The 24,688-nt window shown below is 43.5% G+C and carries 21 protein-coding genes; 14 read left to right on the plus strand and 7 right to left on the minus strand.

Going from position 1 to position 24,688, the window contains the following annotated elements:
• Positions 1–32: 32 nt before the first annotated feature.
• Complete coding sequence (locus ACMXYU_RS03345; RefSeq protein WP_415900179.1) at positions 33–338, plus strand: ComEA family DNA-binding protein; 306 nt, start codon at positions 33–35, stop codon at positions 336–338.
• A gap of 46 nt (positions 339–384) precedes the next feature.
• Here the strand turns inward: ACMXYU_RS03345 and ACMXYU_RS03350 are convergent, their stop codons facing one another.
• From ACMXYU_RS03350 to ACMXYU_RS03380, 7 genes are all read right to left on the minus strand, one after another.
• Positions 385–1,281 carry an ROK family protein gene (locus ACMXYU_RS03350; RefSeq protein WP_415900180.1) on the minus strand — a complete coding sequence of 299 codons (897 nt, stop codon included), beginning with the start codon at positions 1,279–1,281 and terminating at the stop codon, positions 385–387.
• A 35-nt stretch (positions 1,282–1,316) separates the two neighbouring features.
• Positions 1,317–2,207: an AEC family transporter gene (locus ACMXYU_RS03355; RefSeq protein ID WP_415900181.1), complete on the minus strand. Its 891-nt coding sequence runs from the start codon at positions 2,205–2,207 to the stop codon at positions 1,317–1,319.
• Between the two features lie 43 nt (positions 2,208–2,250).
• Positions 2,251–2,739 carry a universal stress protein gene (locus ACMXYU_RS03360; RefSeq protein ID WP_415893522.1) on the minus strand — a complete coding sequence of 163 codons (489 nt, stop codon included), beginning with the start codon at positions 2,737–2,739 and terminating at the stop codon, positions 2,251–2,253.
• A 128-nt stretch (positions 2,740–2,867) separates the two neighbouring features.
• Entirely contained in the window at positions 2,868–4,571 is a 1,704-nt protein-coding gene (gene dld, locus ACMXYU_RS03365; RefSeq protein WP_415900182.1) for a D-lactate dehydrogenase, read from the minus strand.
• A gap of 94 nt (positions 4,572–4,665) precedes the next feature.
• A complete protein-coding gene (locus ACMXYU_RS03370; RefSeq protein WP_415883582.1) occupies positions 4,666–6,048 on the minus strand; it encodes a TRAP transporter large permease in 1,383 nt (460 codons plus the stop codon).
• Positions 6,048–6,575, minus strand: a complete 528-nt coding sequence (locus ACMXYU_RS03375; RefSeq protein ID WP_415900183.1) for a TRAP transporter small permease subunit — start codon at positions 6,573–6,575, stop codon at positions 6,048–6,050. The genes ACMXYU_RS03370 and ACMXYU_RS03375 overlap by 1 nt, the downstream gene beginning before the upstream one ends.
• A gap of 163 nt (positions 6,576–6,738) precedes the next feature.
• Entirely contained in the window at positions 6,739–7,809 is a 1,071-nt protein-coding gene (locus ACMXYU_RS03380) for a TRAP transporter substrate-binding protein (protein ID WP_415900184.1), read from the minus strand.
• A gap of 359 nt (positions 7,810–8,168) precedes the next feature.
• On the opposite strand from ACMXYU_RS03380, the gene pdhR reads away from it, so the two are divergent.
• From pdhR to ACMXYU_RS03445, 13 genes are all read left to right on the plus strand, one after another.
• Positions 8,169–8,924, plus strand: a complete 756-nt coding sequence (gene pdhR, locus ACMXYU_RS03385; protein WP_415883585.1) for a pyruvate dehydrogenase complex transcriptional repressor PdhR — start codon at positions 8,169–8,171, stop codon at positions 8,922–8,924.
• Positions 8,925–9,165: 241 nt separating this feature from the next.
• On the plus strand, positions 9,166–11,826 hold the full coding sequence (gene aceE, locus ACMXYU_RS03390; protein ID WP_415900185.1) for a pyruvate dehydrogenase (acetyl-transferring), homodimeric type: 2,661 nt from the start codon (positions 9,166–9,168) through the stop codon (positions 11,824–11,826).
• Between the two features lie 45 nt (positions 11,827–11,871).
• Positions 11,872–13,821 (plus strand): dihydrolipoyllysine-residue acetyltransferase, encoded by a 1,950-nt coding sequence (gene aceF / locus ACMXYU_RS03395; protein WP_415900186.1) that lies wholly within the window; start codon positions 11,872–11,874, stop codon positions 13,819–13,821.
• Between the two features lie 198 nt (positions 13,822–14,019).
• Positions 14,020–15,357, plus strand: a complete 1,338-nt coding sequence (locus ACMXYU_RS03400) for a UDP-glucose dehydrogenase family protein (protein WP_415900187.1) — start codon at positions 14,020–14,022, stop codon at positions 15,355–15,357.
• Positions 15,358–16,157: 800 nt separating this feature from the next.
• Positions 16,158–17,426 carry a Vi polysaccharide biosynthesis UDP-N-acetylglucosamine C-6 dehydrogenase TviB gene (gene tviB, locus ACMXYU_RS03405; protein WP_415900188.1) on the plus strand — a complete coding sequence of 423 codons (1,269 nt, stop codon included), beginning with the start codon at positions 16,158–16,160 and terminating at the stop codon, positions 17,424–17,426.
• 35 nt (positions 17,427–17,461) lie between these two features.
• A complete protein-coding gene (locus tag ACMXYU_RS03410; RefSeq protein ID WP_415900189.1) occupies positions 17,462–18,490 on the plus strand; it encodes an NAD-dependent epimerase/dehydratase family protein in 1,029 nt (342 codons plus the stop codon).
• A gap of 351 nt (positions 18,491–18,841) precedes the next feature.
• Complete coding sequence (locus ACMXYU_RS03415; protein ID WP_415900190.1) at positions 18,842–19,159, plus strand: glycosyltransferase; 318 nt, start codon at positions 18,842–18,844, stop codon at positions 19,157–19,159.
• Between the two features lie 189 nt (positions 19,160–19,348).
• Positions 19,349–20,095 carry a WecB/TagA/CpsF family glycosyltransferase gene (locus ACMXYU_RS03420; protein WP_415900191.1) on the plus strand — a complete coding sequence of 249 codons (747 nt, stop codon included), beginning with the start codon at positions 19,349–19,351 and terminating at the stop codon, positions 20,093–20,095.
• Positions 20,083–21,093, plus strand: coding sequence for a UDP-glucose 4-epimerase GalE (gene galE, locus ACMXYU_RS03425; protein WP_415900192.1), 1,011 nt, complete (start codon positions 20,083–20,085; stop codon positions 21,091–21,093). The genes ACMXYU_RS03420 and galE overlap by 13 nt, the downstream gene beginning before the upstream one ends.
• A 54-nt stretch (positions 21,094–21,147) precedes the next feature.
• Positions 21,148–22,566, plus strand: coding sequence for a mannose-1-phosphate guanylyltransferase/mannose-6-phosphate isomerase (locus tag ACMXYU_RS03430; RefSeq protein WP_415900193.1), 1,419 nt, complete (start codon positions 21,148–21,150; stop codon positions 22,564–22,566).
• A 90-nt stretch (positions 22,567–22,656) separates the two neighbouring features.
• Positions 22,657–22,830 carry a hypothetical protein gene (locus ACMXYU_RS03435; protein WP_415900194.1) on the plus strand — a complete coding sequence of 58 codons (174 nt, stop codon included), beginning with the start codon at positions 22,657–22,659 and terminating at the stop codon, positions 22,828–22,830.
• A gap of 221 nt (positions 22,831–23,051) precedes the next feature.
• Complete coding sequence (locus ACMXYU_RS03440; protein ID WP_415900195.1) at positions 23,052–23,375, plus strand: hypothetical protein; 324 nt, start codon at positions 23,052–23,054, stop codon at positions 23,373–23,375.
• A gap of 239 nt (positions 23,376–23,614) precedes the next feature.
• Entirely contained in the window at positions 23,615–23,956 is a 342-nt protein-coding gene (locus ACMXYU_RS03445) for an MBL fold metallo-hydrolase RNA specificity domain-containing protein (RefSeq protein ID WP_415900196.1), read from the plus strand.
• Positions 23,957–24,688: the final 732 nt, after the last annotated feature.

The following is a 24,688-nucleotide window of genomic DNA, read 5'->3' on the forward strand; positions in this document are numbered from 1 at the left end:
TCAGACCTAAAATAAAGTAAAAGGAATTTACTATGAAACTCTCTTCTTTAAGAGCGCTGATGATGGCGTTCGCTTGTGTGTTCTCTTTGTCTGCTTTTGCAGCTCCTATCGATCTTAATACCGCTACAGCCGAACAGTTAGCACAAAACCTTAATGGTATTGGGGTAGCTAAGGCAGAAGCTATTGTTGAATATCGTACTAACAATGGTCCTTTCACATCGGTAGATCAATTAACTGAAGTGAAAGGCATTGGTGCTGCCACAGTTGAGAAAAATCGCTCAAATATCTCTATTCAAGAGGTTGTGGATAAAAAGAGCGAAGTGGCGAGTAAGAAGTAGCGTTAAGCACTAGTAGTAGGTTGTAAGGCTCAGAGCGATTTGGGTGTTACAACCAGGCGGCTCCACGGACTCCGCTGGAGTCGCCAAATCGCGCTTTCAAAATCGGCGTATTCATCGAATCAGAGAACACATATTGGGCTAACCTCTCTGGAAGTTTCTGATAGATATCGCTCTGGTTAGAAAGCCCTCCGCCTAGCACAATAACCTCGGGATCCAAGATATTGATAACCGATGATAGCGCTTTAGCTAGCTGTTCGATGTATAACTCACAATGCTCTATTGCTGACTTGTCTCCAGTTTTGGCGAACTCCCATATAGATTCGGTATCTAATTGTGAGAAAGTCGAATCGTTATAGTGAGTGGTAAAACCAGGGCCAGATAAAAACGTCTCTATACAGTCTTGTTTGCCGCAATAACAATCTCGCCCAACCCCATCTAATTCATTAATCCTAGGCAGCGAATTATGTCCCCACTCACCGCATATAGAATTTGGGCCACTAAGCAGTTGCTTATTTATAACAATGCCTCCACCGACACCTGTCCCTAAAATAACGCCAAATACAGAGTTGTAGTCTTTACCGCTACCATCGACAGCTTCAGACAATGCAAAGCAATCAGCATCGTTAGCTATTTTAATAGGCCTTTGTAGTCGGTCGCTTAAATCTTTATCCAATGGATGGCCGATTAAACAAGTGGAATTGGCGTTTTTGATTAAGCCTGTTTCTCGAGAAATTGCTCCGGGAATTCCAATACCAATGGAGCGGGTTGGATGCTTTATGTTGCTTTCAGCCCTTTCTATAAGCGAGCAAATTGCATCTAGGGTTGCTTGGTAATTCCCTTGTGGCGTAGGAACGCGATATCTAAATAGAACATCTGAAGATGGAGTCAACGCAATAATTTCGATCTTGGTGCCGCCAAGATCTATACCGATACAGTAGTCCATTTTTCTCTCATGCTATTTGAGAAATTTAAGTGATTTTATATAACAAAAGCGAGAGTGATTGGAATAAAAATGAGACTGCCCATATTGCCTAGCAAAACAATGGAAGCGACTTGATGAGGCTCTTGATTGTATCGTTCAGCAATCATGTAATTTAAAACGGCTGGTGGTAGTGCACCAAAGACAACTAAATAGGCAAACTGTGTCGCATCCAGTTGTAGGAACTGCTGGCAGATCAGAGCGATGATAATACCGCTGGCAGGGCAGAGTACTGCGCTGAGGCTACCTATTCTCCAATTAGAAAAGTCTACGCTAGTCATTCTTACACCCAGTGCAAAGAGCATTAATGGAATAGCTATCTGACCCAGCATGTCTATAAAGGTATGGACTGCTTTAGGGATCGGTAGATCGAAGCCGCTCCAGATAAGGCCTAAAATGGTTGCTAAAATCATCGGCATGCGAAGTAGATTAAGCAAACGAGTCTTATGATCCAGTATGTAGATACCGACAGTAAAGTGGAGCAAATTTTCCACTAGAAATAAGACTACAGCGGCTTGTAGCGCGTTTTCTCCAAAGGCTAAGACAATCAGCGGTATACCTAAATTACCACTGTTGCTGAACATCATTGGAGGTAGGAACGTTTTAGGATGTACCTTTAACAGTTTACAGGCAGGGTAGAGCAGAATACCTGAGCCAATCACAATAATAGCGGCGCCAATGGCGAGAGATTGGTACTTAATTAGATCAAATGATTCAGCAGATAAAACAGCAAAGATCAGCGCTGGAACAAAAACATCAATATTGATCTGATTGGCTGCATTCATGTCCGGCTGATAGCGGCGGGCATAAAAAAATCCCACTGTGACAATCGCCACAAGTGGGAACACGGTAAGGAATATCCGTTCAATCAGTAGACCTTGTACTTCCATCAATAACTACCTTATATGTCAGTTGTGGCCTACTTTGGAGCGTTTAATCGTACTCTTTGCCTGTTTGAACAATCAGTACAGGAATCTTGGAATTACGCATCACTTGCTGGCTTGTATGGCTATGGTGACCAAATCGGTTTTCCGCGCCCATAACGATCATATCAGCATTTTCAGCTTGTGCAGCACCAAGAATAGAATCAGTTTGATTGCCTTCAGCAACCTTGTGTTCAATGTTAAGCACAACAGGCTTATCTAAACTTTGCAGTTCGTCTTCGCAGAATTTCTCGACACGATCTTGCATTGTTTTGTGGATCTCTTTGATACCTTCATCATGCATCTGCTTGATAAGATCTTCAGAAACATAGTTTTGGATCAGAGCATGACCCATCTCACCCATCGGTTCTACTACGTGTAGCATAACGATCTTGGCATCATTTAGAACTGCCTGGTTAACCGCTTGGCGGAATACAGGCCGAGTGTGTTTACCCAAAGATGTTGCGTAAAGAATAGTTTTGATATCTGGAAGTGCCATGATCATTTCCTCAAAAACAGTCTTAGACTAAAGTATTGAATTCGGTCAGTTTAGCACTTCGTAAGTCGGTGCTCAGATTTACTCGACTATCTATAGACCTAGCTCAATATTTAAATTTAGAACTCAATTTAATGTGGCGAACCACACCCGCAGCGAGACTTTGGAGTCTTACCAATACCAGGGTTAAATGTATTTGTCGGGTCTAATGAGAAGTAGAAATTCTGTAGACCTTCTTCTGCTTCATAAAGATGACCAACGTTATGCTCAGCAGGGTATTTCGCACCTTTCTGTGCCAGTAGGTCCAACATCATCTTCTTCACGGCTTTACCATCAGCGCCTTTCTTCAGAATGTAGTCCTGATGGAAAACGTGACACATAAAGTGGCCGTAGTAGAGCGAGTGAACGATGTGCTTGCTGATCTCTTCCGGTAGTTTTTCTACCCAATCCGGATCATTTCGACGCAGTGCTATATCCAGTGCCAAAATATCTTCAACTTCATTTTGGTGGATGATCTGATAGCGAATAGCAGCACCTGCAGCGGCAAAACGGTGTAGATAAGCTTTTTTGGCTTCATCTGCATCGCATTCGAAGTAATCGCCAGACTGACTGTTGCTGAAAAACTCTTTTAGAAACTTATCTGCTTCGGAGATGCCACCGTCGCTCATTTTTAGCACGAGGTAGTGGTCATACTTCTCGCGGAAATCGCGCATACGTTTTGGCAGAATATTTGGCCAGCATCGGCTCATAACCTGCATAACGCGATCTGGGATATCTTTTGGCAAGAAGCTGATCTTATTCAGTGCAGCAGAGATACGACCTTTCATAGCGAAAAGCTTTGGAAGCGGGTCGGTGCCAAAGTAGTTAATCATCATAAAGGTATCTTTGCCGTATTTTTCAGCAATGTCGTAGATATCTTTATGCATGTATTCAGCAACTTCAGGTAGGTTATCGAAGTGTTGCAGGATGTGGCGGCGAATCTCTGTCAGTTCATTGGCATCGTTGGTGCCAATGTAATAAACCTGTTCTTTTTGTGCGACAGGGAAGGTATCTAAGCGAACAGCGAATACACCTACTTTGCCTGCGCAACCGCTGGATTCATATAAGCGGCTAGTATCAGCGTTGTAGCGAGCAGGTGTGTCTGCATCTACATCGCGAACAATTTCAGGATAATCGTTTGCCGATGCTTTTTGAGTGCTAGCTTTAACATCAGAATCGGTAAAGTTTTTCTGTTCTAAATTTGTAAGGATCTCTTCTGGCGTCTCGCCTAGGTCAATGCCAAGGTGATTAACCAATTCCAACTCGCCATTATCGTTAAGCTGAGCAAATAGAGAAAGCTCAGTATAGGCTGGTCCACGTTGAACTAAGGCGCCACCGGAGTTGTTTGCAATACCGCCAACAATTGAAGCGCCGATACAGGAAGAGCCAATAACAGAATGGGGCGCACGATTAATAGGCTTAAGCATCTTCTCTAGGGTGAATAGTGTTGCCCCAGGGAAGCTGATGATCTGCTTGCCTTCATCAATCAGGTAGATTTTGTTCATGCGTGTAGTGTTGATGACAATAATCTCACGATCATAGTCGTCACCACTTGGAGTGGAGCCTTCTGTTAGGCCTGTGTTAGCGGCCTGCATAATCACAATCGTATCGGCTTTAATGCAGGTATCTAGAACCTTCCACTGTTCTAAAAGTGTGGTTGGAAATACTACTGCAAGGGCAGAACCCTCGCCGGAGCGGAAACCTGTGCGATAGTGTTCGGTCTGGTTTTCCCCAGTGAGAACATTGTTCTCGCCAAGGATAGACCTTAACTGATCGAGAAGATCGTGACTGGACATATGAAGTACTCTACTAGCTCTAAATGGCCTTAAGGCCTAATTATTATATATGTGCGCACTGGGCATCTTAGATACCCAGTGCTATTCAGTTATCTTAACTGTAGGCGATAGTTGGTAGCCAAAGAACGATCTGAGGCCAGAATACTAGTACCAGTAGCGCAGCTAACTGAAGAATAATGAAAGGAATTACACCTTTATAAATATCAGTGATCTTAACGTTTGGTGGGCATACCCCTTTCAGATAGAAGAGGGCAAACCCGACGGGGGGCGTTAAGAACGAGGTCTGCAAGGCCATGGCGACAAGCATGACGAACCAAACCAATTCAGGGTTATCGATCCCCGGAGCTGTAATATCTAAGCCGAGGGCCGAAATTACAGGTGCCAATAGCGGCAAGATGATTAGCGTGATCTCGATCCAATCTAGGAAGAAACCTAGTAGGAAAATAACCGCTAGGATGAAGAAGATGATTCCATAAGGGCCAAATGGAAGGCCTGTTAGAAACTCTTCGATCATCTCGTCGCCACCTAGTTCACGAAGAACAAGAGCGAAACATGTTGCACCAATGAATATCGCGAAGATGTAGGCAGTTGTGTTCATTGTGCCGCCAACAACTTCATGTAGTACTTTGAAGCTAAACTTCTTGTTGTACATCGCCAGAAGTGTTGCACCAAATGCACCTACGCCAGCGGCTTCGGTCGGCGTTGCAATACCCGCAAAGATAGAACCAAGTACGACAATGATAAGAAGCAGTGTCGGTAGAACATCTTTAAGGACATTAAAGAAGATCTTTAGATCAACAGGTTTTGCATCATCCGGGATCGGCATGTGACTTGGGTTGATAAAGCCACGAGCAAGAATGTAGATAATGTAAAACGCGCCAAGCATTAGGCCTGGGAATACAGCGCCCATAAATAGGTCACCAACTGACAGACCTAATTGGTCAGCCATGATAACCAGCATGATGCTTGGTGGGATTAGAATGCCTAGCGTGCCTGCAGAAGCGATCGTACCTAGCGCAAGTGGCATGTTATAGCCCTGCTTAGTCATCGCTGGTAGTGACATAACTGCCAGTAGTACAACGGATGCACCGATGATACCGGTAGACGCAGCTAGGATAATACCAATCGCTGTCACTGTAATAGCAAGACCGCCGTGAACACGACCAAATAGCTCCTGCATCGATTTCATCAAGCGTTCTGCAACGCCAGATTTATCGAGCATGATCCCCATAAATATGAACATGGGGAGGGCTACAAGAATCCAGTTTTCCATGATGGTCCATAGACGGTTAACTACAAGCCCAAGTGTGGTGTAGTCCAGACCCGTCATGGTATCCATGTATGTGTCTGTAAATTGCCCTAAAAAGGCAAAAATGATACCAATGCCGCCTAATACCCAAGCGACAGGTATACCTGTAAATAGAAGCGCGATGAACGACAGGAACATCGCGATTACGAGAACTTCATTCGCATCCATCAGCCATCACCTTTAATAATTAGAGTCAAATCACGAATAAAACGAGAGATAAGTGCTAATGCTAGTAGGCCAAAACTTACGGGAATAACACCTTTAATGATCCAGCGATACGGCAGGCCGGAAGCGGCTTCTGAGCCTTCGTTTACTCGATAGGATTCAGCAACGAAATCGATACTTTGCATAAAGATGATTGCAACGAATGGTAGAACCATTGTTGGGATACTAATAACTTCGATCCAGCGCTTAGTGTTCGCCCTTAGGCGGGAATAGAACAGGTCTACGCGAATATGTGAATTTGTGGTTTGGGCATAAGAAAGACCAAACATTACGCCAATGGAATATAGGTGCCATTGCAGTTCTTCTAGGGCAATTAAGCCGCTAGCAAATCCTTTGCGCAAAATGACCTGCAGCATAATCACTAATACAAGAACAACATAGGTCCAAGCGATAGTGAGACCGATGCGTTTAATAAAATTATCAATCGCATCTGCGAGGGGCACGGGGGTCAGCTTTTCATTTTCAGTCACTGAAACTTACCTTCGCTACTTCTTATTAGATTCTTTGCCGAGTAGTGCTCACTCAAAAATCTAATTATTTATTGTTATAGGTCGCCTTTGTATAGGCAAACAGGGCAGCCGAAGCTGCCCTGTTGTTCTTCGGAGGGCTGGGCACCTTCCGAAGATTGTCGTCTTACTTAGTTGCGCGCGGTAGGAATGCGTTAGCTTCCCAAAGGTCGTAACCTTTACGGAATGTGCTCATGTCATCCCATACTTTCTTGAAGAAAGGATCCGCAGCAGTTTTCTCTGCAACTACTTCATCCCAAGTAGATTTGAAAGTGCTTAGCATTGTTTCGTTCCAGTAACGGATCTGAACGCCATTCTCTTGCGCTTTTTCCATTACAGGGAACTGCATCGCTTCACCTTCAGCGATTGCGTTAGTCATAGACGCTTTACAAGTTGTTTCAACAAGTGCCTTCTGGCCTTTGCTCATCTTGCCCCAAGTGTCTTTGTTGATCAGTAGTTCGAAGACTGTCGCCTGCTGGTGCCAGCCTGGGAAGTAGTTGTACTTAACGATCTTGTGGAAGCCTAGACGCTGGTCGATTGCTGGCTGAGAGAATTCAGATGCGTCGATTGCACCTTTCTCAAGTGCACCGAAGATTTCGCCGCCTGGAAGTTGAACTGTGCCTACGCCCAATTTTTCCATTACGTCAGCACCTAGACCGAAGAAACGCATGTTAAGACCTTTTAGGTCTTCTGGTTTTTCGATTGGCTTAGAGAACCAGCCAGATGTTTCAGGAGAGATGATTGCGCAAGGAAGAACTTTTACGTTGTAACCTGCATTGTCATACATTTCTTGGTAAAGGCTCATACCGTTACCGTAGTACAACCACGCCATGTACTCACCAGCTTCTGGGCCGAATGGAACTGCAGAGAACAGTGCAGCCGCAGGCATTTTACCCTGCCAGTAACCAGCAGTAGAGTAACCAGAGTTAACTTTACCAGTAGAAACTGCGTCCAGAATCTCTTTAGGGCTAACCAATTTGCCTGGCTCGTAAATTTTCATTTTCATTTTGCCGTCACTTACAAGCTTAAGCTGATCAGCAACCCAAACGATTGGAGTGCCTAGCGCTGGTAGGTGAGAACCGAAAGCAATTGGAGTTTTTAGAAGTAGTTTGTCAGCAGCTTGAGCTGGAGCTGTCGTACCTGCAATAGCAGCAGTAACAACAGCTGCAGAGATCAGAGACTTGGCGAACTTTTTCATGTCACATCCTCTAAGAGATTCATTTTTTATATTTAGTATTGAGATGCAGGAGGAGAGGGTATTGGGATGATAAGACCTCTGCTGCGCTGCAGTAATCTCAATTGGTAATACCAATTTACCATAAGAGATATGCTACTGTATTTTTTTTGAGCAGGGTCTGTCAATATTTTTTTGTTGCTAAATGACTATAGTCTAGATTTATAACATTGGTTAAATCTATTTCATAGTCAGCTATTACACAGGGTTTGTGGATAGTATAAATACGGTGAAAAAAATTATTCCGCTTGGGCTATTGTGTTGCTAATGTAGAATAAATTACTATTAATATTGGTCTTACCAATATAATTTGAGTGCAGAAGATGAGTTACAACCGGGTTAAACAGCCAAAGATTTCTGACGTAATCATGGAGCAGATGGAAGCCATGATTTTGGAAGGGACGTTAAAGCCAGGACAAAAACTACCACCTGAGCGCGAACTTGCAAAGCAGTTTGAAGTATCTAGGCCTTCACTTAGAGAAGCAGTTCAAAAATTGGCGGCTAAGGGGTTGCTAATCAGTCGTCAGGGCGGTGGTACTTATGTCTCTGAAGATTTGGGTGGCTCCTTCTCTGATCCACTGCTTGAGTTGTTTAGAACGCATCCCGAAGCTCAATATGATCTGTTGGAGTTTCGTCACGCTTTGGAAGGTGTGGCCGCCTATTATGCTGCACTTCGAAGTACACCTGCGGATAAAGAGGCGATCTTGAAGTGTTACGATGATCTTCAGCGCTATCACGATACTAAAGACATTCAGAAAGAGGTGTATGCTGATGTGGACTTCCACTTGGCAATCGCAGCCTCAACTCACAACATGGTTCTTCTGCATATGATGCGAGCACTCTTCAATCTGCTGCGCGAACATATTTGGGACAACCTTAAAAACATCTACCCGAACTCAGATTACCGCGAAAAGATCCATGATCAGCATAAAGTGCTGATGGATGCGATTTTAGAAGGTGATCCTGAAAAGGCGCGTCAGGCAGCTCATCATCATCTGGCTTATGTCGAAGAGGCGTTGTTGGAAGGTGAGCGTGAAAATACACGTTTAGAGCGTGCGCTACGCCGAGCAAACATATAACCGTATTTATTTTCTGTATATAAACTACATATAAGGTATGTATAAAGCGATTTATACATCTTTTTAGGTATAAATATAGACATAAGTACTAAAATAAATGTAGTATTACTACAAAACTAATATTATAAGGTCTGTTTAGTCATTCAGCTGCTACTTTTAATGTAACAAGTTGGTTTGGTTAACAAAGATCAGATTACAAAAAATACATGCTGCGTTAACTTTTTAGAGTGGAGAGGTCAAAGTGCAAGACATTATTGATGACGTTGATCCAATTGAAACCCAAGAGTGGTTGGATGCGCTGGAATCAGTTGCAAAGAATGATGGCGACGATCGTGCCAAATACATACTGCGTAAGTTAGGTGAAAAAGCCAATGATATGGGCGTAAGCTCAGGTACGGCACTGACTACACCTTATCGCAATACTATTTCTGTTAAAGATGAATCACGTATGCCGGGCGACCTGTTTATGGAGCGCCGTATTCGTTCTTTCATTCGTTGGAACGCAATGGCAATGGTTATGCGTGCTAACGACAACGAAGATGGTCTAGGTGGCCACATTTCATCTTTCTCCTCTTCTGCAACGCTATACGATATTGGTTTTAACTACTTCTTCCGCGGTAACGAAGGCGGTCAGGAATCTGACATGGTCTTCTTCCAAGGCCATATCTCTCCAGGTATCTACTCTCGTGCTTACCTAGAGGGGCGTTTAACTGAAGAACAGATGGATAACTACCGTCGTGAAGTTGATGGCAACGGTCTTTCATCTTACCCACACCCTTGGTTGATGCCTGATTTCTGGCAGTTCCCAACCGTATCTATGGGTCTTGGCCCAATTCAGGCGATCTATCAAGCTCACGTAATGCGTTACCTTTCAGCACGTGAATTGATTAATCGTGGTGATCGTAAGGTATGGGCTTTCCTAGGTGACGGTGAGTGTGATGAGCCAGAATCTCTAGGTGCTATCTCTCTTGCGGGTCGTGAGCAGCTTGAAAACCTGATCTTCGTAGTTAACTGTAACCTACAGCGTCTTGATGGTCCTGTTCGTGGTAACGGCAAGATTGTTCAAGAGCTAGAAGGTATTTTCCGCGGCGCTGGTTGGAACGTTATCAAATGTCTATGGGGTCGTCATTGGGACGCCCTGTTCGAAAAAGACACTAAAGGTCTTCTTCAAAAACGCTTTGACGAAGTTTGTGACGGTGAGTTGCAAAACTACAAGGCTAATGGTGGTGCGTACACTCGTGAGCACTTCTTCGGTAAGTACCCAGAGCTACTTGAGATGGTTTCAGATCTGTCTGACGACGACATTATGAATCTGAACCGTGGTGGCCACGATCCTTACAAAGTATTTGCTGCATACAACGAAGCGGTAAATCACAAAGGTCAGCCAACTGTAATCCTTGCACAGACTGTAAAAGGCTACGGTACGGGTAAATCGGGCGAAGCGAAGAACGACACGCACTCGATGAAGAAAGTGGCGATGGACGATCTTAAAGATTTCCGTGATCGCTTTAACATCCCACTGTCTGATGATCAGTTGAAGGACGTGCCTTACTACCGTCCGGCACCAGATTCACCAGAAATGAAATACATGTTCGAACGCCGCGAAAGCTTGGGTGGTTTCTACCCAGTGCGTCGCACAGAGTTCGAAAAACTAGAAACGCCGCCATTGTCTGATTTTGACGGTCAGTTGAAAGACAGTGGTAAGCGCGCAGCCTCTACCCAGATGGTGCTTAACCGTGTGATGAGCACGCTGGTTAAAAACAAAAACATGGGTGAGCGTGTTGTGCCAATCGTACCTGATGAAGCACGTACGTTCGGTATGGAAGGTATGTTCCGTCAGTTGGGTATCTACACTTCTGAAGGTCAGCGCTATGTACCACACGATTCTGACCAGATCATGTTCTATAAAGAATCTAAAACAGGTCAGATTCTAGAAGAAGGTATTAACGAAGCGGGTGCGATGTCTGCATGGATGGCTGCCGCTACATCCTATGCAAACAACAACTGCACAATGGTTCCGTTCTACATTTACTACTCTATGTTCGGTTTCCAGCGTGTGATGGATTTGGCGTGGGCTGCAGGTGATATGCAGGCTCGTGGCTTCCTGATCGGTGCGACTTCTGGTCGTACAACGCTAAACGGTGAAGGTCTGCAGCACCAAGATGGTCACAGCCATCTGATGGCTCAGATGATTCCGAACTGTAAGTCCTACGATCCAACCTATGGCTACGAGCTAGCCGTGATTGTTCAGGACGGTCTACGTCGCATGTATCAGGATCAGGAAAACTGCTTCTACTACATCACGACAATGAACGAAAACTACCACCACCCAGCAATGCCACAAGGTGCTGAAGAAGGCATCATTAAAGGTATGTACTTGCTGAAAGAGGGTAAAGATTCCGATAAGAAAGTTCAGCTAATGGGCTGTGGCACGATCCTTCGTGAAGTTGAAGCTGCGGCTGAAATTCTAAGCGAAGAGTTTGGTGTTGAGTCTGATATCTGGAGCACAACATCGATCAACGAACTTCGTCGTGATGCGATGTCAGTAGCTCGTGAGAACATGCTGAACCCAGAAGCTGAGCAGAAGAAAGCATACGTAACTCAGTGCATCGAAAGCCGTGGTGAAGGTCCGGTTATCGCATCGACTGACTACATGCGCTCTTATGCTGATCAGCTACGCGAATACATTCCTCGTAACTTCAAGGTACTAGGTACAGATGGCTACGGTCGCTCTGATACACGTACTAAGTTGCGTGAATTCTTTGAAGTTAACCGTTACTACGTTGTTCTGGCTGCGCTAAGAGCACTCCAGGAAGAAGGCAAGGTTGAAGGCGAAGTTGTCGCTAAAGCCATGCAGAAGTTCAACATCAACCCGGCTAAACCGGCACCGTGGACTGTTTAAGTCTGCGATGAGCTTCTTAACAGCTTAGAACTGGAGGAATTCAAAGTGAGTATTATCACAATTACTGTGCCAGACCTATCAGGTTCCACAGATGTTGATGTTGTTGAAGTGCTGGTAAATGACGGCGACACCATCAACGAAGGCGATAGCCTGATTGTTCTGGAAACAGATAAAGCATCCATGGAAGTGCCAGCGACTCATAGCGGTGTGGTTGTTTCCATGAAGGTCAATGTTGATGACCAAGTAAACGAAGGTGATCTTCTGCTTGAGCTAGATACAGGTGCTGCGGCATCTGCAGCTCCAGCCGCAGAAGAAGCGCCTGCGCCGGCTGCTGCACCAGAGGCTGCACCGGCTCCAGTTGCTGCACCTGCAGCCGCTTCTGCCGTTGAAAATGTACTGATCCCGGATCTGTCTGGTGCAACTGATGTAGATGTTGTTGAAGTACTAGTAAAAGACGGTGATACAGTATCTGAAGGCGATAGCCTGATCGTACTGGAAACAGATAAAGCATCTATGGAAGTGCCAGCGCCTAAAGATGGTGTTGTGATTTCTATGAAGGTCAACGTTGATGATCAAGTTAACGAAGGTGATCTTTTGATGGAACTGAGTGTAGGAGGTGCGGCTGCTCCAGCTGAAACTGCACCTGCTGCGGCTCCAGCACCAGCTCAGGAAGCTGCGCCTGCGCCAGCACCTGTTGCAGGTGGTAAAGAGAACGTGCTTATCCCTGATCTATCGGGTGCGAGCGATGTAGATGTTGTTGAAGTATTGGTAAAAGACGGCGACAGCGTTGAAGAAGGCGATAGCCTAATCGTACTAGAAACCGATAAAGCATCTATGGAAGTACCAGCACCTAAAGCGGGTACGGTTGTTTCCATGAAGATCAATGAAGGCGATACGGTAAACGAAGGTGATCTGCTGCTAGAACTTGAAGTTTCAGGTGGTACTGCACCAGCACCTGCGGCTCCTGCTGCTGCACCAGCTCCTGCGGCATCTGCCCCTGCGGCTCCAGCCCCAGCCCCGGCTAAGCCTGCGCCTGCTGCAGGTAAGGTTGATCTTGCTGCGCTAGAGAAGAAAAACAAAACGGTTCATGCTGGCCCTGCTGTTCGTGCAGTTGCCCGTGAATTCGGTGTTGATCTGTCTCTTGTATCCGGCACTGGTCGTCGTGGAAGAATCTTAAAAGAAGATGTTCAGGCATATGTTAAAAGTGCTCTGAAACAGCTAGCTGAAGCGCCAAAAGGCGGTGCAGTAACGGGTGGTTCAGGTATTCCGGCAATCCCTGAGGTAGATTTCAGCAAGTTTGGTGAAGTGGAAGTCGAGAAGCTTAGCAAAATTGCTAAAGTTACACGCGACAACATGAGCCGCTGCTGGTTGAACATTCCGCATGTGACTCAGTTTGATAAGGCTGATATCACTGATCTGGAAGCGTTCCGTAAAGAGATGAAAGACGAAGCTGCGAAGTCTGGCGTTAAGCTAACACCGCTGCCGTTTATGCTAAAAGCGATTGCTATCGCACTGAAAGAGCATCCGAAGTTCAATGCTTCTTTGCATGCTGATGGCGAGCACATTGTTTACAAGAAGTATGTAAACATCGGTATGGCTGTAGATACGCCTAACGGTCTGATGGTTCCTGTAATTAAGGATGCAGATAAGAAGAGTATCTACGAGCTTTCTAAGGAAGCGATCGAGTTGGCGGGTAAAGCTAAAGACCGTAAGCTTAAACCTGACGAAATGCAGGGTGCATGCTTCACAATCTCTAGTCTAGGTGGCATTGGTGGTACTGGCTTTACGCCAATTGTTAATGCACCAGAAGTAGCGATTTTGGGTGTGTCTAAAGCAGATATCGAACCGCGCTGGAATGGTAAAGAGTTCGAGCCACGTAAGATGTTGCCTTTATGCCTATCTTACGATCACCGCGCGATCAACGGTGGTGATGCAGGTAAGTTCCTAACCTACCTAAATGGCTTGCTAAGCGACATCCGTCGCCTAGTACTCTAATAAGCAAGTTTTCCACTCTCTTGGCTCGCGCCTCTTCGGAGGCGACTTTTTAGAGTGAAAAAAACAAACGGCGACTTTGTGCAGGAGGTCGCCGTTTTTTATGCCTGTATTGTTGTCACTAATCAGTCATCTCTTCGAAATAAGTTTTTAGCAAACAGGTCCTAGAGTCTTCTCATTCGTTGAAAAAGTGAGAAGAGCATGAAAGTTACTGTTTTTGGTATTGGATATGTAGGTCTGGTTCAGGCTGCAGTTCTGGCCGATGTAGGGCATGAAGTAGTCTGTGTCGATGTCGATCAGAAGAAGGTGGATGATTTAAATAAAGGCCTAATCCCTATTTATGAGCCTGGTCTAACAACTATTGTTCAAATCAACCATGAAGCAGGGCGTTTGCGTTTTACTACAGATGCAGCAGAAGGCGTCGCCCATGCTGAAATACAGTTTATTGCTGTAGGAACGCCACCAGATGAAGATGGCTCAGCGGATCTTAAATATGTGTTAGCCGTTGCAGAAACGATTGCTACCTATATGGAGTCACCGAAGATTATTGTGGATAAGTCTACAGTGCCAGTGGGGACTGCAGACAAAGTCTCTGCCAAAGTTTTATCAGTGTTGAGCTCTCGAAACAAAACGCTTGATTGTCACGTCGCCTCTAATCCCGAGTTTCTGAAAGAAGGTGCAGCAGTAAATGACTGCATGCGACCTGATCGGATAGTTATAGGCACAGATAGCAATCATGTTGAATCAGAGATGCGCGAGCTTTATTCCGCATTTAACCGTAACCATGATCGTATGATCTTTATGGATGTACGTAGTGCAGAGCTAACCAAGTACGCAGCTAATTGCATGCTAGCTACTAAAATCAGTTTTATGAATGAGATTTCCAATCTAGCTGAGCGTCTGGGGGCTGATATTGAAAATGTACGCCGGGGTATTGGTTCAGATGAACGTATCGGGTACCACTTTATCTATGCAGGCTGTGGATATGGTGGTTCATGTTTCCCAAAAGACGTGCAAGCGCTCGTTAGAATAGCAGACAGTATTGAGTATGATGCGCAGCTTCTAAAATCTGTTGAGGCAGTGAACTATCGTCAGAAATCGCTTTTGTTTAAGCATTTGAATAACTATTTTGATGGTGATTTACAGGGCAAAACTATTGCGGTTTGGGGGCTTTCATTTAAGCCAAAAACTAATGATATGCGCGAAGCTACCAGCAGGGTTTTGATGGAGGCGTTGTGGGGTCAAGGTGCTAAAGTTAGAGCCTACGATCCAGAAGCAATGGAGGAAACACAGCGAATCTATGGTCATCGTGCAGATCTTGAGTTAGTCGGAACTAAAGAGAGTGCTTTGCAAGGGGCTGATCTATTGGTTATCTGTACAGAATGGCGTGCATTCTGGTCGCCAGATTTTGACCTAATAAAAGATTCGTTGAACAACCCTGTCATCATTGATGGCCGTAATATGTACGAGCCTGAAACAGTTGAGCGTCATGGACTGGAATATTACGGTATTGGTCGAGGCCGCAGTGTTCAAAGGTAACAATTAGCTATTGAAGGTAAAGAGATGGATCTTCACTGCTTATCTTACCCTTATTTGGTAGAGGGTAGCAGCTTTGGTAAGCGCTAGTGCAGGGCAATAAAAAATTTGCGGCCGTTTTCTGTTAGGTTAGTGCAGCAATCACCTGCAGAAAAATCATGCCTCCAGGAGGTACTGTTATGCTTCTTGCTATGAGCGCAAACTCAAAAAATGTTCCTTTAAACCATTATCTTTTCACAAACGAAAAAACTAAAATAGTTCAAGGGCACTAGTAGATGAATCCGGTGAACAACCAACAGTACCGCCAGAGTAGAGAGCGTTAGAAAAGTAGATGGTGAGTCACTTATCCATCATTAGAGGGTTATAACACTTCTGACACTTAGATTGTCTTGGTTGCGGCGTAGTATAAACGCAAAATATTAATATCTATTCCATATGTTTACGATATCGAGGGTATCAACAGTGCCCTTTCTTAATTACCTGCTTTAGAAGCAATTTTATACATTGGCCTATTTTGTAAATGACTGTTCTGTAAATCGTTAGGTGAACGTTTCATCAAGCTATCATCAAAAATTCTGAAGATTGAGTCCTTCTCCGTTTGTGTTTGCTTGGTCCAGCCAATATGTTAAAGCTAAGTTTGATTACATGGGATATATTTCGCATGAAGTAATTGTTTGTTTTTATTGGTTAGGAGATAGTGCAACTAGAAGAGGTTAGGGAAGTGTCCCTTTTGGATTTAGGGTATATAATGCGCGGCATCTTATCATTGTTTCGTTAGATAAAGCTTTAAAGGAAAAGTCAGAATGTCGGATGTCAAAATTGGAATTATTGGGCTTGGGTATGTAGGTCTTCCTTTAGCTGTTGAATTCGGGAAAAAATACGAAACTATTGGCTTTGATATAGATCAAGATCGAATTAATGAACTTATCAATGGAAATGATTTGACGCTTGAAGTAGAAAGAGATGAACTGCTATCTGCTTCAAAACTAGTTTATACAGCTAATAAAGAGAAGCTTAAGTCATGTAATTTCTATATCGTGACGGTTCCTACTCCTATTAACGACCATAAAACACCTGACTTAACACCTCTAATTAAAGCCAGCGAAATGCTAGGAGATGTTATTTCGAAAGGCGATATTATTGTCTACGAATCGACTGTCTATCCTGGTGCTACAGAAGATGATTGTATACCAGTTGTCGAACGTGTTTCAGGTCTTAAGTTTAACGAAGGTTTTTTTGCTGGTTATTCCCCTGAACGAATTAACCCTGGTGATAAAGAACACCGTGTAACTAATATTCTTAAAGTCACAAGCGGTTCAACGGAAGAAGTTGCTGAGATGGTTGATCAGCTATATAAATCTATTATTACTGCAGGAACGCATAAAGCATCCTCAATCAAAGTAGCTGAAGCTGCCAAAGTAATAGAAAATACTCAGCGTGATGTAAATATTGCCTTGATTAATGAGCTTTCTATCATTTTTAATCGCCTTGGTATTGATACTTTAGAAGTCTTGGAAGCTGCTGGAACTAAATGGAACTTCTTGCCATTCCGTCCAGGACTGGTGGGCGGTCACTGTATTGGTGTCGACCCTTACTATCTTACCCATAAAGCACAGAGTGTAGGTTACCATCCAGAGATGATTCTGGCGGGGCGCCGTCTCAACGATGGGATGGGTGAATATGTTGTATCCCAGCTAGTTAAAAAGATGCTGAAACAGCGTATTCATGTTGAAGGGGCAAACGTTTTAGTTATGGGATTAACTTTCAAAGAAAACTGCCCTGATTTGAGAAATACCAAAGTTATTGATGTCGTCTCAGAATTGAAAGAGTACAACGTCAATGTCGATGTGGTTGATCCTTGGTGTTCAGCGGTAGAAGCTCAGCATGAATATGGTTTAGAGTTGATTAGTGAAGTTCCAGCTAATCACTATGATGCGATTATTATGGCGGTAGCTCATCAAGAGTTTAAGGACCAGGGTGCTGAAGCAATCAGGAAGTATGGCAAAGAAAACCACGTACTTTATGATTTGAAATACCTGCTTAATAAAGAACAGGTGGATATGCGTTTGTAGTATGAGGAAATTTGGTTTATAGGATTGAACATAAGATGACGAACAGATATGAAAATCTTAGAGCAGAGCTTTTAGATTCCCCTAAGGTTTGGTTAATAACAGGGGTTGCAGGGTTTATTGGCTCAAATTTATTAGAATCGCTTTTAAAACTGAATCAACGAGTTATTGGGTTAGATAATTTTGCTACTGGTTTCCAGGCTAACCTTGATGAGGTACAAGGACTGGTTGATGAAGATCAATGGGCAGGATTTAGTTTCCATGAAGGTGATATCAGGGATCCTGGTACTTGCCTCAAAGTTATGGAAGGGGTTGATTATGTTTTGCATCAGGCTGCTTTAGGGTCGGTGCCGCGCTCTATTGCTGATCCTCTAACAACTAATAGTGCCAATATAACCGGTTTTCTTAATATGCTAAATGCAAGTAAAGAGGCTCAGGTTAAAAGTTTTACATATGCGGCGAGCAGCTCTACATACGGAGATCACCCAGCTCTGCCTAAAGTAGAGGAGAATATTGGTAATCCTCTTTCACCTTATGCAGTAACTAAATATGTTAATGAATTGTATGCTAGCGTTTATGCTCGAACTTATGGCTTTAAAGCCATAGGTCTGCGTTATTTTAATGTATTTGGCAAACGTCAAAACCCCAATGGAGCTTATGCAGCTGTTATCCCAAAGTGGACTTCTGCGATGATTCAAAATGAAGAGGTTTTTATTAATGGTGACGGAGAAACCAGTCGAGATTTCTGTTATATCGAAAATACAGTGCAAATGAACTTACTAGCAGCAACAGCTTCTGATGATGCGAAAGATGAGGTTTATAATGTTGCGGTTGGAGATCGAACCACATTAAATTATCTTTATACTGCAATTGCTTCAGCTCTGAATCAAAACGGTTTCAATGTTCAATCGGAGCCTACATATAGAGATTTTCGTGTGGGTGATGTTAGACATTCACAAGCAGATATTTCAAAAGCGCAAACGAAACTGGGTTATGAGCCACAATACCGAATTAACACAGGTATTGCTGAGGTGATGCCTTGGTATATAAAATTTCTAAGTAATTAAGCGTCGCGATAAAAAATGTTATAAGGCTCTTTTGTTTAGGAGGCGCCTTTTTCTTTCCTGCGGCTCGTTTTATTCAAAGCTATCCAAGCTAAAGCCAATACAACTATAAAAGTCAGAGCATTTGTAGGTATCTGCAGATTAAAGTCCACGGTGGAATGGATCATCATGGCCAGTATCGACATCGAAGATCCAAAGGCTTTACCACGTAATACCTTAATTTTTACGTTTGTACTGTGCATATAGCCCTGCACCTAAGCTGCCGATCGTGAGCAGTGTTAAGGTGCCTATTACCTCGAATTCCGTAATTAATTCAATAGTCATTGTGGAACCACGACCAATAGCCTCAGTTCTATGCTCAGGGAAGGCGGTATAAAAGGTACCGGCTCTCAAGCAGAGTCTGCCAAGGCAGCATTATCTAAAGAAGTCAGCTCTGGTAATGTTATTTTTCTTGGCGCCATTAGTCATGATGTTTTGCCTAAAATGCTATCTGTGTTAGATGTTTATATATCCACTAGTTTTGTTGAAGGAATGTCTGTTGCTCTGCTTGAGGTTTTAAAAGTTGGGATTCCTGTTGTTACTACTAGAACTGGAGAGCCGTCAAGATTTGCCCAGGATGATTTTAATGGAAGAATAGTTGATGATTGGAATTCTAAAAACTTCAGTAGCTAAGTGAATTTAGTGTTGAATAATGATTCCTTTGATCGTAAACAGTGTTCTGAAAGTGTAAGTGAGTTTTCAGTTTCTTATGTGTTCGATAGATTATCTTCTAGTATTTATTTTAATTTTATGTTGCTTATATCGTAATTAATAGTTTAGGGCTCCATATCGTTCATTTATTTAATTAATAAGGTGCTTTTAATGCAGCGATTTGTTTTTCTAGGCTCCCCAATGGCTGCCTCATCTATGTCTGAGACAGTAGATCTTATATCTAAGCGATTACACAACGGTGAATTCACTCAGCACACAGTGGTTAATGTGGCTAAAGTCGTTAATATGCGTTCGGATGCTGAGTTGGCAAAATCTGTAACAGAGTGCGATATTATCTATATCGACGGAATGGGGGTTGTTTGTGGGACAAGGTTTCTTGGACACGATGTTTCTGAACGTATGGCTGGGGTTGGCCTTTTTCATCAGCTCAATAGGATGGCTGAGATAGAGTCATTATCGGTCTTTTACCTTGGTGCTAAGCAGGAAATAGTTGAAGAAACAGCTAAATGTATGCAGAAAACGCATCCTCATTTAGTTATTGTTGGCACGCACCATGGTGATTTTTGGGATGATGAGGTATCACTCGTCAAGCTCATCAAAGATTCAGGTGCCAAACTTCTATTTTTCGCAATTACCTCTCCTAATAAAGAAAATTTCATTAATAAATGGAGAGGTCAATTAGGTGTCGATTTCGTAATGGGTGTTGGTGGTATTTTCGATGTTGTTGCAGGGAAGGTGCAACGAGCTCCTTTATGGATGCAAAAGTCTGGGTTGGAATGGCTATACCGAGTTATTCAAGAACCAAGACGTATGTGGAAGCGTTATTTGATTACTAATTCTAAATTCGCATGGCTGTTATTAAAAGAGAAATTCGGAGCTAATCAATGGCAATCTTAGTGACAGGCGGTGCAGGTTATATCGGTTCTCACACTGTTATTCAGCTGTTAGAGGCAGGTCGAGATGTTGTAGCCCTTGATAATCTTTGCAACAGTAGTGTAGAGGTGTTTAAGCGAATAGAGGAAATCACAGATAGTAAGCCTGTGTTTATCGAAGGCGATATCTGCGATAGAGAATGTTTAGATCAACTATTCTCTGATTATATCATTGACTCTGTTATCCACTTTGCGGGGTTTAAAGCGGTTGGTGAAAGCGTAGAAAAGCCGATTGAGTATTACCATAACAATGTCCATGGAACATTGGTTTTGTGTGATGCGATGCAAGAGGCTGGGGTAAAGAAACTGATATTCAGTTCATCTGCTACAGTTTATGGTGAAGATGCCCTGATCCCTTATATGGAATCTATGCCCCGTGGTAGTACCTCTAATCCCTATGGTACTTCCAAAGCTATGGTAGAGCAGATTCTTGAAGATCTCTCTGTTTCTGATCCTGAATGGTCTATTGCCTTACTCAGATACTTCAATCCAATAGGCTCTCACCCTTCGGGTTTGATAGGTGAAGATCCAAAGGGTATCCCAAATAACTTGATGCCTTTTATTAGCCAGGTTGCTGTGGGTAAGCGTGAAGAGTTATCTATTTTCGGCAATGATTATCCAACTAACGATGGGACCTGTGAACGAGACTATCTCCATGTGATGGATCTTGCTGATGGGCACCTCGGAGCTATGCAGTGCCTTAGTAGAACTGGCGTACACATATACAACCTTGGTACGGGCAAGGGCCTTTCCGTATTGGAGATGGTTAACGCGTTCAAGAATGTTACAGGTGTTGATGTACCTTATTGCTTTGCGCCTAGGCGGAAGGGGGATCTTCCCGCTTTCTGGGCCGATACAAGTAAAGCTGAGAGAGAGCTGGGCTGGGCAGCAACGAGAACACTGGATGAGATGATGGCTGATACATGGCGCTGGCAGTCCCAAAACCCTAATGGTTACGAGTAAATACAGCAGTACTTGTTTCCATGCTAAACTGTTTTGATTTAGACGTGCTTGTTGATGATCTCAGTCATACTATGCGGTGGTAGCGGTGCAAGGCTATGGCCGCTTTCACGTTCTCAATATCCTAAACAGTTTCTGAATCTATTTTCAGAAAGCTCCCTCCTCGGTTCCACTATCGAGCGCTCTACAAAATCTTATCATTGTTATTTTGTAGCTAACGAGGAGCATCGTTTCTTAGTGGCTGAACAAAAGCGTTGCTCTGACGTCAATGGAAAAATTCTTCTGGAACCTGTAGGTAGAAATACTGCTCCAGCTATTGCTATTGCTGCTTTGCTTGCTACTGCCGATGGTCTAGAAAGTGAAGCTATGGTGGTTATGCCGTCTGATCATCTTATTGAAGATATTAATCTGTTTCATGAGGCAATTAAAACGGCAGAAGGCTATGCTAGAGATGGTTTAATTGTGACCCTAGGGGTTACACCAACCCGGCCAGAAACTGGGTATGGATACATCAAGGCCGGTAAGCCGGTTTTTGGTTCCTCAGATGTGTTGTGGATTGAGAAGTTTTCAGAAAAGCCTGATCAAATTACGGCTGAAGCTTATGTTCGAACAGGTCATTTCTATTGGAATAGTGGTATCTATATTCTTACCCCTGCTACCTACCTGGCTCAGTTGAGAAAGCATGCACCTTATGTGTATTTAAAGGCTGTTGAGGCATTTGAAGGTTTAAAAGTGGATAGCGATTTTATCAGAGTTTCGCCTTCCGCTTTCGAGCAAATCCCTTCTATATCTATTGACCATGCCCTGATGGAGCCTTTGTGTAAAAACTCCAATGAGGCTGCTGTTGTTATTCCTTATCATTCAAGTTGGTCTGATTTGGGGACCTGGAACTCTCTTTGGGAGGTTGCTGAAAAGGATGAGGCAGGTAATGCAGTGCAGGGTGATGTATTGCTGCATGGCGTTAAAAACAGCTTACTTTACTCTTCAGGTAGGCTTATTTCAGCAGTCGGGGTAGAGGGTTTGGTTCTGGTAGAAACTCAGGATGCTGTGCTTATCGCTGATAAAAATAATGTTCAGGATGTTAAAAATATCGTTCAGCGGCTAGAAGCGGAAAACCGATCTGAGTATCTTCATCATCGTGAGGTATACCGCCCCTGGGGTAAGTATGATCTGATCGGTATAGGTGAGGGTTATCAGGTAAAGCAAATTACAGTGTCGCCTGGTGCATCACTTTCGTTGCAAAAACATAGCCAAAGAGCAGAGCATTGGATTGTGGTTAAAGGCTGTGCTGAGGTTTTAAAAGGTGAATCATCTTTCCTTGTCAGGGAGAATGAATCCACTTACATCCCTATTGGAGAGATCCATTCCCTCAAAAACCCAACTGCGGAAGAGCTTGTGATTATTGAGGTTCAATCAGGTTCATATCTTGGTGAAGATGATATCGAGCGCTTTGATGATCTTTATGGGCGTGATTAAGATATAGTTTGGAGAGATATTTCTTAAAGACTGATCCCTAAAGGTAAAAGAAAGAACTTCTCCTACAAACACTAATAACAAGGATGTTAAATGGCAAAAATTACTCATCATGGAGCGGTTAAGGGTGTACCCGGTTCCTGTCACCAGTTATTTTATAATGAAGAAAGCTCTATCCTAATTGAATGTGGATTATTCCAAGGGGATGAGCTTAATTCTGAAGCTGAACATTTCCAGTGCATTGAATTTCCAATAGATAGGATTTAAGCCCTTGTTATTACTCATTGTCAGATCGATCATGTGGGCTGATTGCTTTACCTTTTAGCCGCTGGCTTTAATAAACCTATTTTTGCGACCTTTGCTACTGCGAAATTACTTCCTCTTGTGATAGGAAATGCTCTAAAAGTCGGTTTTACTCGGGATAAGCGGCTAATAGAACAGGTGTTGGGTCTACTTAGATCTCTGATTGTGCCTGTAGAGTATAACGAATGGGTTCAGATTCCGGCTTTAATGCTGAAGGTCTTCGTTTTCAGGTTGCAGGTCATATTTTGGGCTCTGCTTTTATTGAGGCTGAGCTTTCTACTGAGCGAGTTGTGTTTTCTGGTGGTCTTGGGGCTTCTCACTCTCCTTTATTACCACCGCCAAAGTCTCCGGAAACCGTTGACGTGTTAGTTCTTGAAAGTACTTATGGGGATAAAGCGCATGAGTCTAGACAGGATAGAAGCACACGCTTAAGAGGAGTGACAGAAAATGGTCTAAGTAATGCCGGTAGGGTTTTAATTCGTGCATTCATTAAAGGGCGCACCCAATAATTGCTATATGAGCTTGAGTCTATTACCCATGAGGTGGGTGGTGATTGGGATAGTTTAGATGTCATTGTTGATTCTCCACTGGCTGAGTAATTTACAGAGCATTATCGTGAGCTAAAGGGTTTGTGGGATGGGGAGGCTTCAATGCGGGTGGAGTCTGGTTTGCATCCGCTATCTTTTGAGCAGTTGATTACTATTGATAGTCATGAAGATTATCAGCGGCTGCTTGAGTACTTAAAAGCTTGGGTAGGCCTGTCATTGTCATTGCCGCCAGTGATATGTGTTCTGGTGGGCCGATAGTCAACTCCCTAAAAGCTTTGCTGCCTGATCCGAAAACTGATGTGTTGTTTGTTGGCTATCAGGCTAAAGGTACGCCGGGCAGGGATATTCAGAAGTATGGGCCTCAGGGTGGCTATGTTGTTCTGGATAATCGGAGAATTGATAGTAAAGCAGGGGTTTATACCATCAGTGGCTATACCGGCCATGCGGATCAGCAGGATCTGGTTAATTTCGTCTCTGGTATGGGGAAGGTGCCTTCTGAAATACGTATTGTTCGTGGGCATGAAAAGCTAAGGAAGTATTAAAAGGTAAGTTATTAGAGATTTTTCCTGATTCTAAGGTTTGGGTGCCTGAGGGGTAAGGGAGTTTTAATCGCGAGGGGGCGTCGCTCCCACAGGGGGGATTTGTAGGAAGCGCTCCATTATGTCCTGGGAGCTCGCGGTGAATAGAATTTTGAAGGATTGAGTATTGAGCGCGACGGGGTATAGCTCCCACTGGGAGTAATTAGTAGTAGGTGTGTCTCGCGGCGAAAGAAAGAGGAGGAGGGGATGAAAGGGAATTCATCAAGACTACGAAAAGGCCGGTATTCTGAAACTGGTCGAATCTATTTAGTTACTTTTGTTACTTGCAAGCGCAGAGTGATTTTCACCGAATTTGATGATACTAGATTAATGGTGAAAGTATTCAAACGTGAAATTGAATAAGCTAAGACGTTTTGCTTTGTTGTGATGCCAGATCATGTCCTTTAGCTTCTTCAACAGGGAGATGCTTCGCTGAGTAAAACGGTGCAGCGGGTTAAATCTATTTATTCTAGATATACTAACAGAAAGTTTGAGCACAATGGGAGTGAGGCGATTTGGTAAGATGGCTTTTATGATCATGCACTAATAAAGGATGAGGGATTAGTTAATCTTGCTAGGTATGGGGTATTGAATCCGCTAAGAGCTGGTATAGCGTCAAAAATTGGTAATTATTCTCAATGGAATGCTGTCTGGGTGAATGGATAATAATTGGGGGACCTTTAGCAGGTATTTGCC

The organism is Neptuniibacter sp. QD48_11 (assembly GCF_047778095.1).
Lineage (GTDB): Bacteria > Pseudomonadota > Gammaproteobacteria > Pseudomonadales > Balneatricaceae > Neptuniibacter.

Excerpts from the sequence above, each read along its gene's own strand:
- ACMXYU_RS03345 (WP_415900179.1), top strand. The coding sequence starts at position 33 with ATGAAACTCTCTTCTTTAAGAGCGCTGATGATGGCGTTCGCTTGTGTG.
- ACMXYU_RS03350 (WP_415900180.1), bottom strand. The coding sequence starts at position 1,281 with ATGGACTACTGTATCGGTATAGATCTTGGCGGCACCAAGATCGAAATT.
- ACMXYU_RS03355 (WP_415900181.1), bottom strand. The coding sequence starts at position 2,207 with ATGGAAGTACAAGGTCTACTGATTGAACGGATATTCCTTACCGTGTTC.
- ACMXYU_RS03360 (WP_415893522.1), bottom strand. The coding sequence starts at position 2,739 with ATGGCACTTCCAGATATCAAAACTATTCTTTACGCAACATCTTTGGGT.
- dld (WP_415900182.1), bottom strand. The coding sequence starts at position 4,571 with ATGTCCAGTCACGATCTTCTCGATCAGTTAAGGTCTATCCTTGGCGAG.
- ACMXYU_RS03370 (WP_415883582.1), bottom strand. The coding sequence starts at position 6,048 with ATGGATGCGAATGAAGTTCTCGTAATCGCGATGTTCCTGTCGTTCATC.
- ACMXYU_RS03380 (WP_415900184.1), bottom strand. The coding sequence starts at position 7,809 with ATGAAAAAGTTCGCCAAGTCTCTGATCTCTGCAGCTGTTGTTACTGCT.
- pdhR (WP_415883585.1), top strand. The coding sequence starts at position 8,169 with ATGAGTTACAACCGGGTTAAACAGCCAAAGATTTCTGACGTAATCATG.
- ACMXYU_RS03400 (WP_415900187.1), top strand. The coding sequence starts at position 14,020 with ATGAAAGTTACTGTTTTTGGTATTGGATATGTAGGTCTGGTTCAGGCT.
- tviB (WP_415900188.1), top strand. The coding sequence starts at position 16,158 with ATGTCGGATGTCAAAATTGGAATTATTGGGCTTGGGTATGTAGGTCTT.
- ACMXYU_RS03410 (WP_415900189.1), top strand. The coding sequence starts at position 17,462 with ATGACGAACAGATATGAAAATCTTAGAGCAGAGCTTTTAGATTCCCCT.
- ACMXYU_RS03415 (WP_415900190.1), top strand. The coding sequence starts at position 18,842 with ATGCTCAGGGAAGGCGGTATAAAAGGTACCGGCTCTCAAGCAGAGTCT.
- ACMXYU_RS03420 (WP_415900191.1), top strand. The coding sequence starts at position 19,349 with ATGCAGCGATTTGTTTTTCTAGGCTCCCCAATGGCTGCCTCATCTATG.
- galE (WP_415900192.1), top strand. The coding sequence starts at position 20,083 with ATGGCAATCTTAGTGACAGGCGGTGCAGGTTATATCGGTTCTCACACT.
- ACMXYU_RS03430 (WP_415900193.1), top strand. The coding sequence starts at position 21,148 with ATGATCTCAGTCATACTATGCGGTGGTAGCGGTGCAAGGCTATGGCCG.
- ACMXYU_RS03435 (WP_415900194.1), top strand. The coding sequence starts at position 22,657 with ATGGCAAAAATTACTCATCATGGAGCGGTTAAGGGTGTACCCGGTTCC.
- ACMXYU_RS03440 (WP_415900195.1), top strand. The coding sequence starts at position 23,052 with ATGGGTTCAGATTCCGGCTTTAATGCTGAAGGTCTTCGTTTTCAGGTT.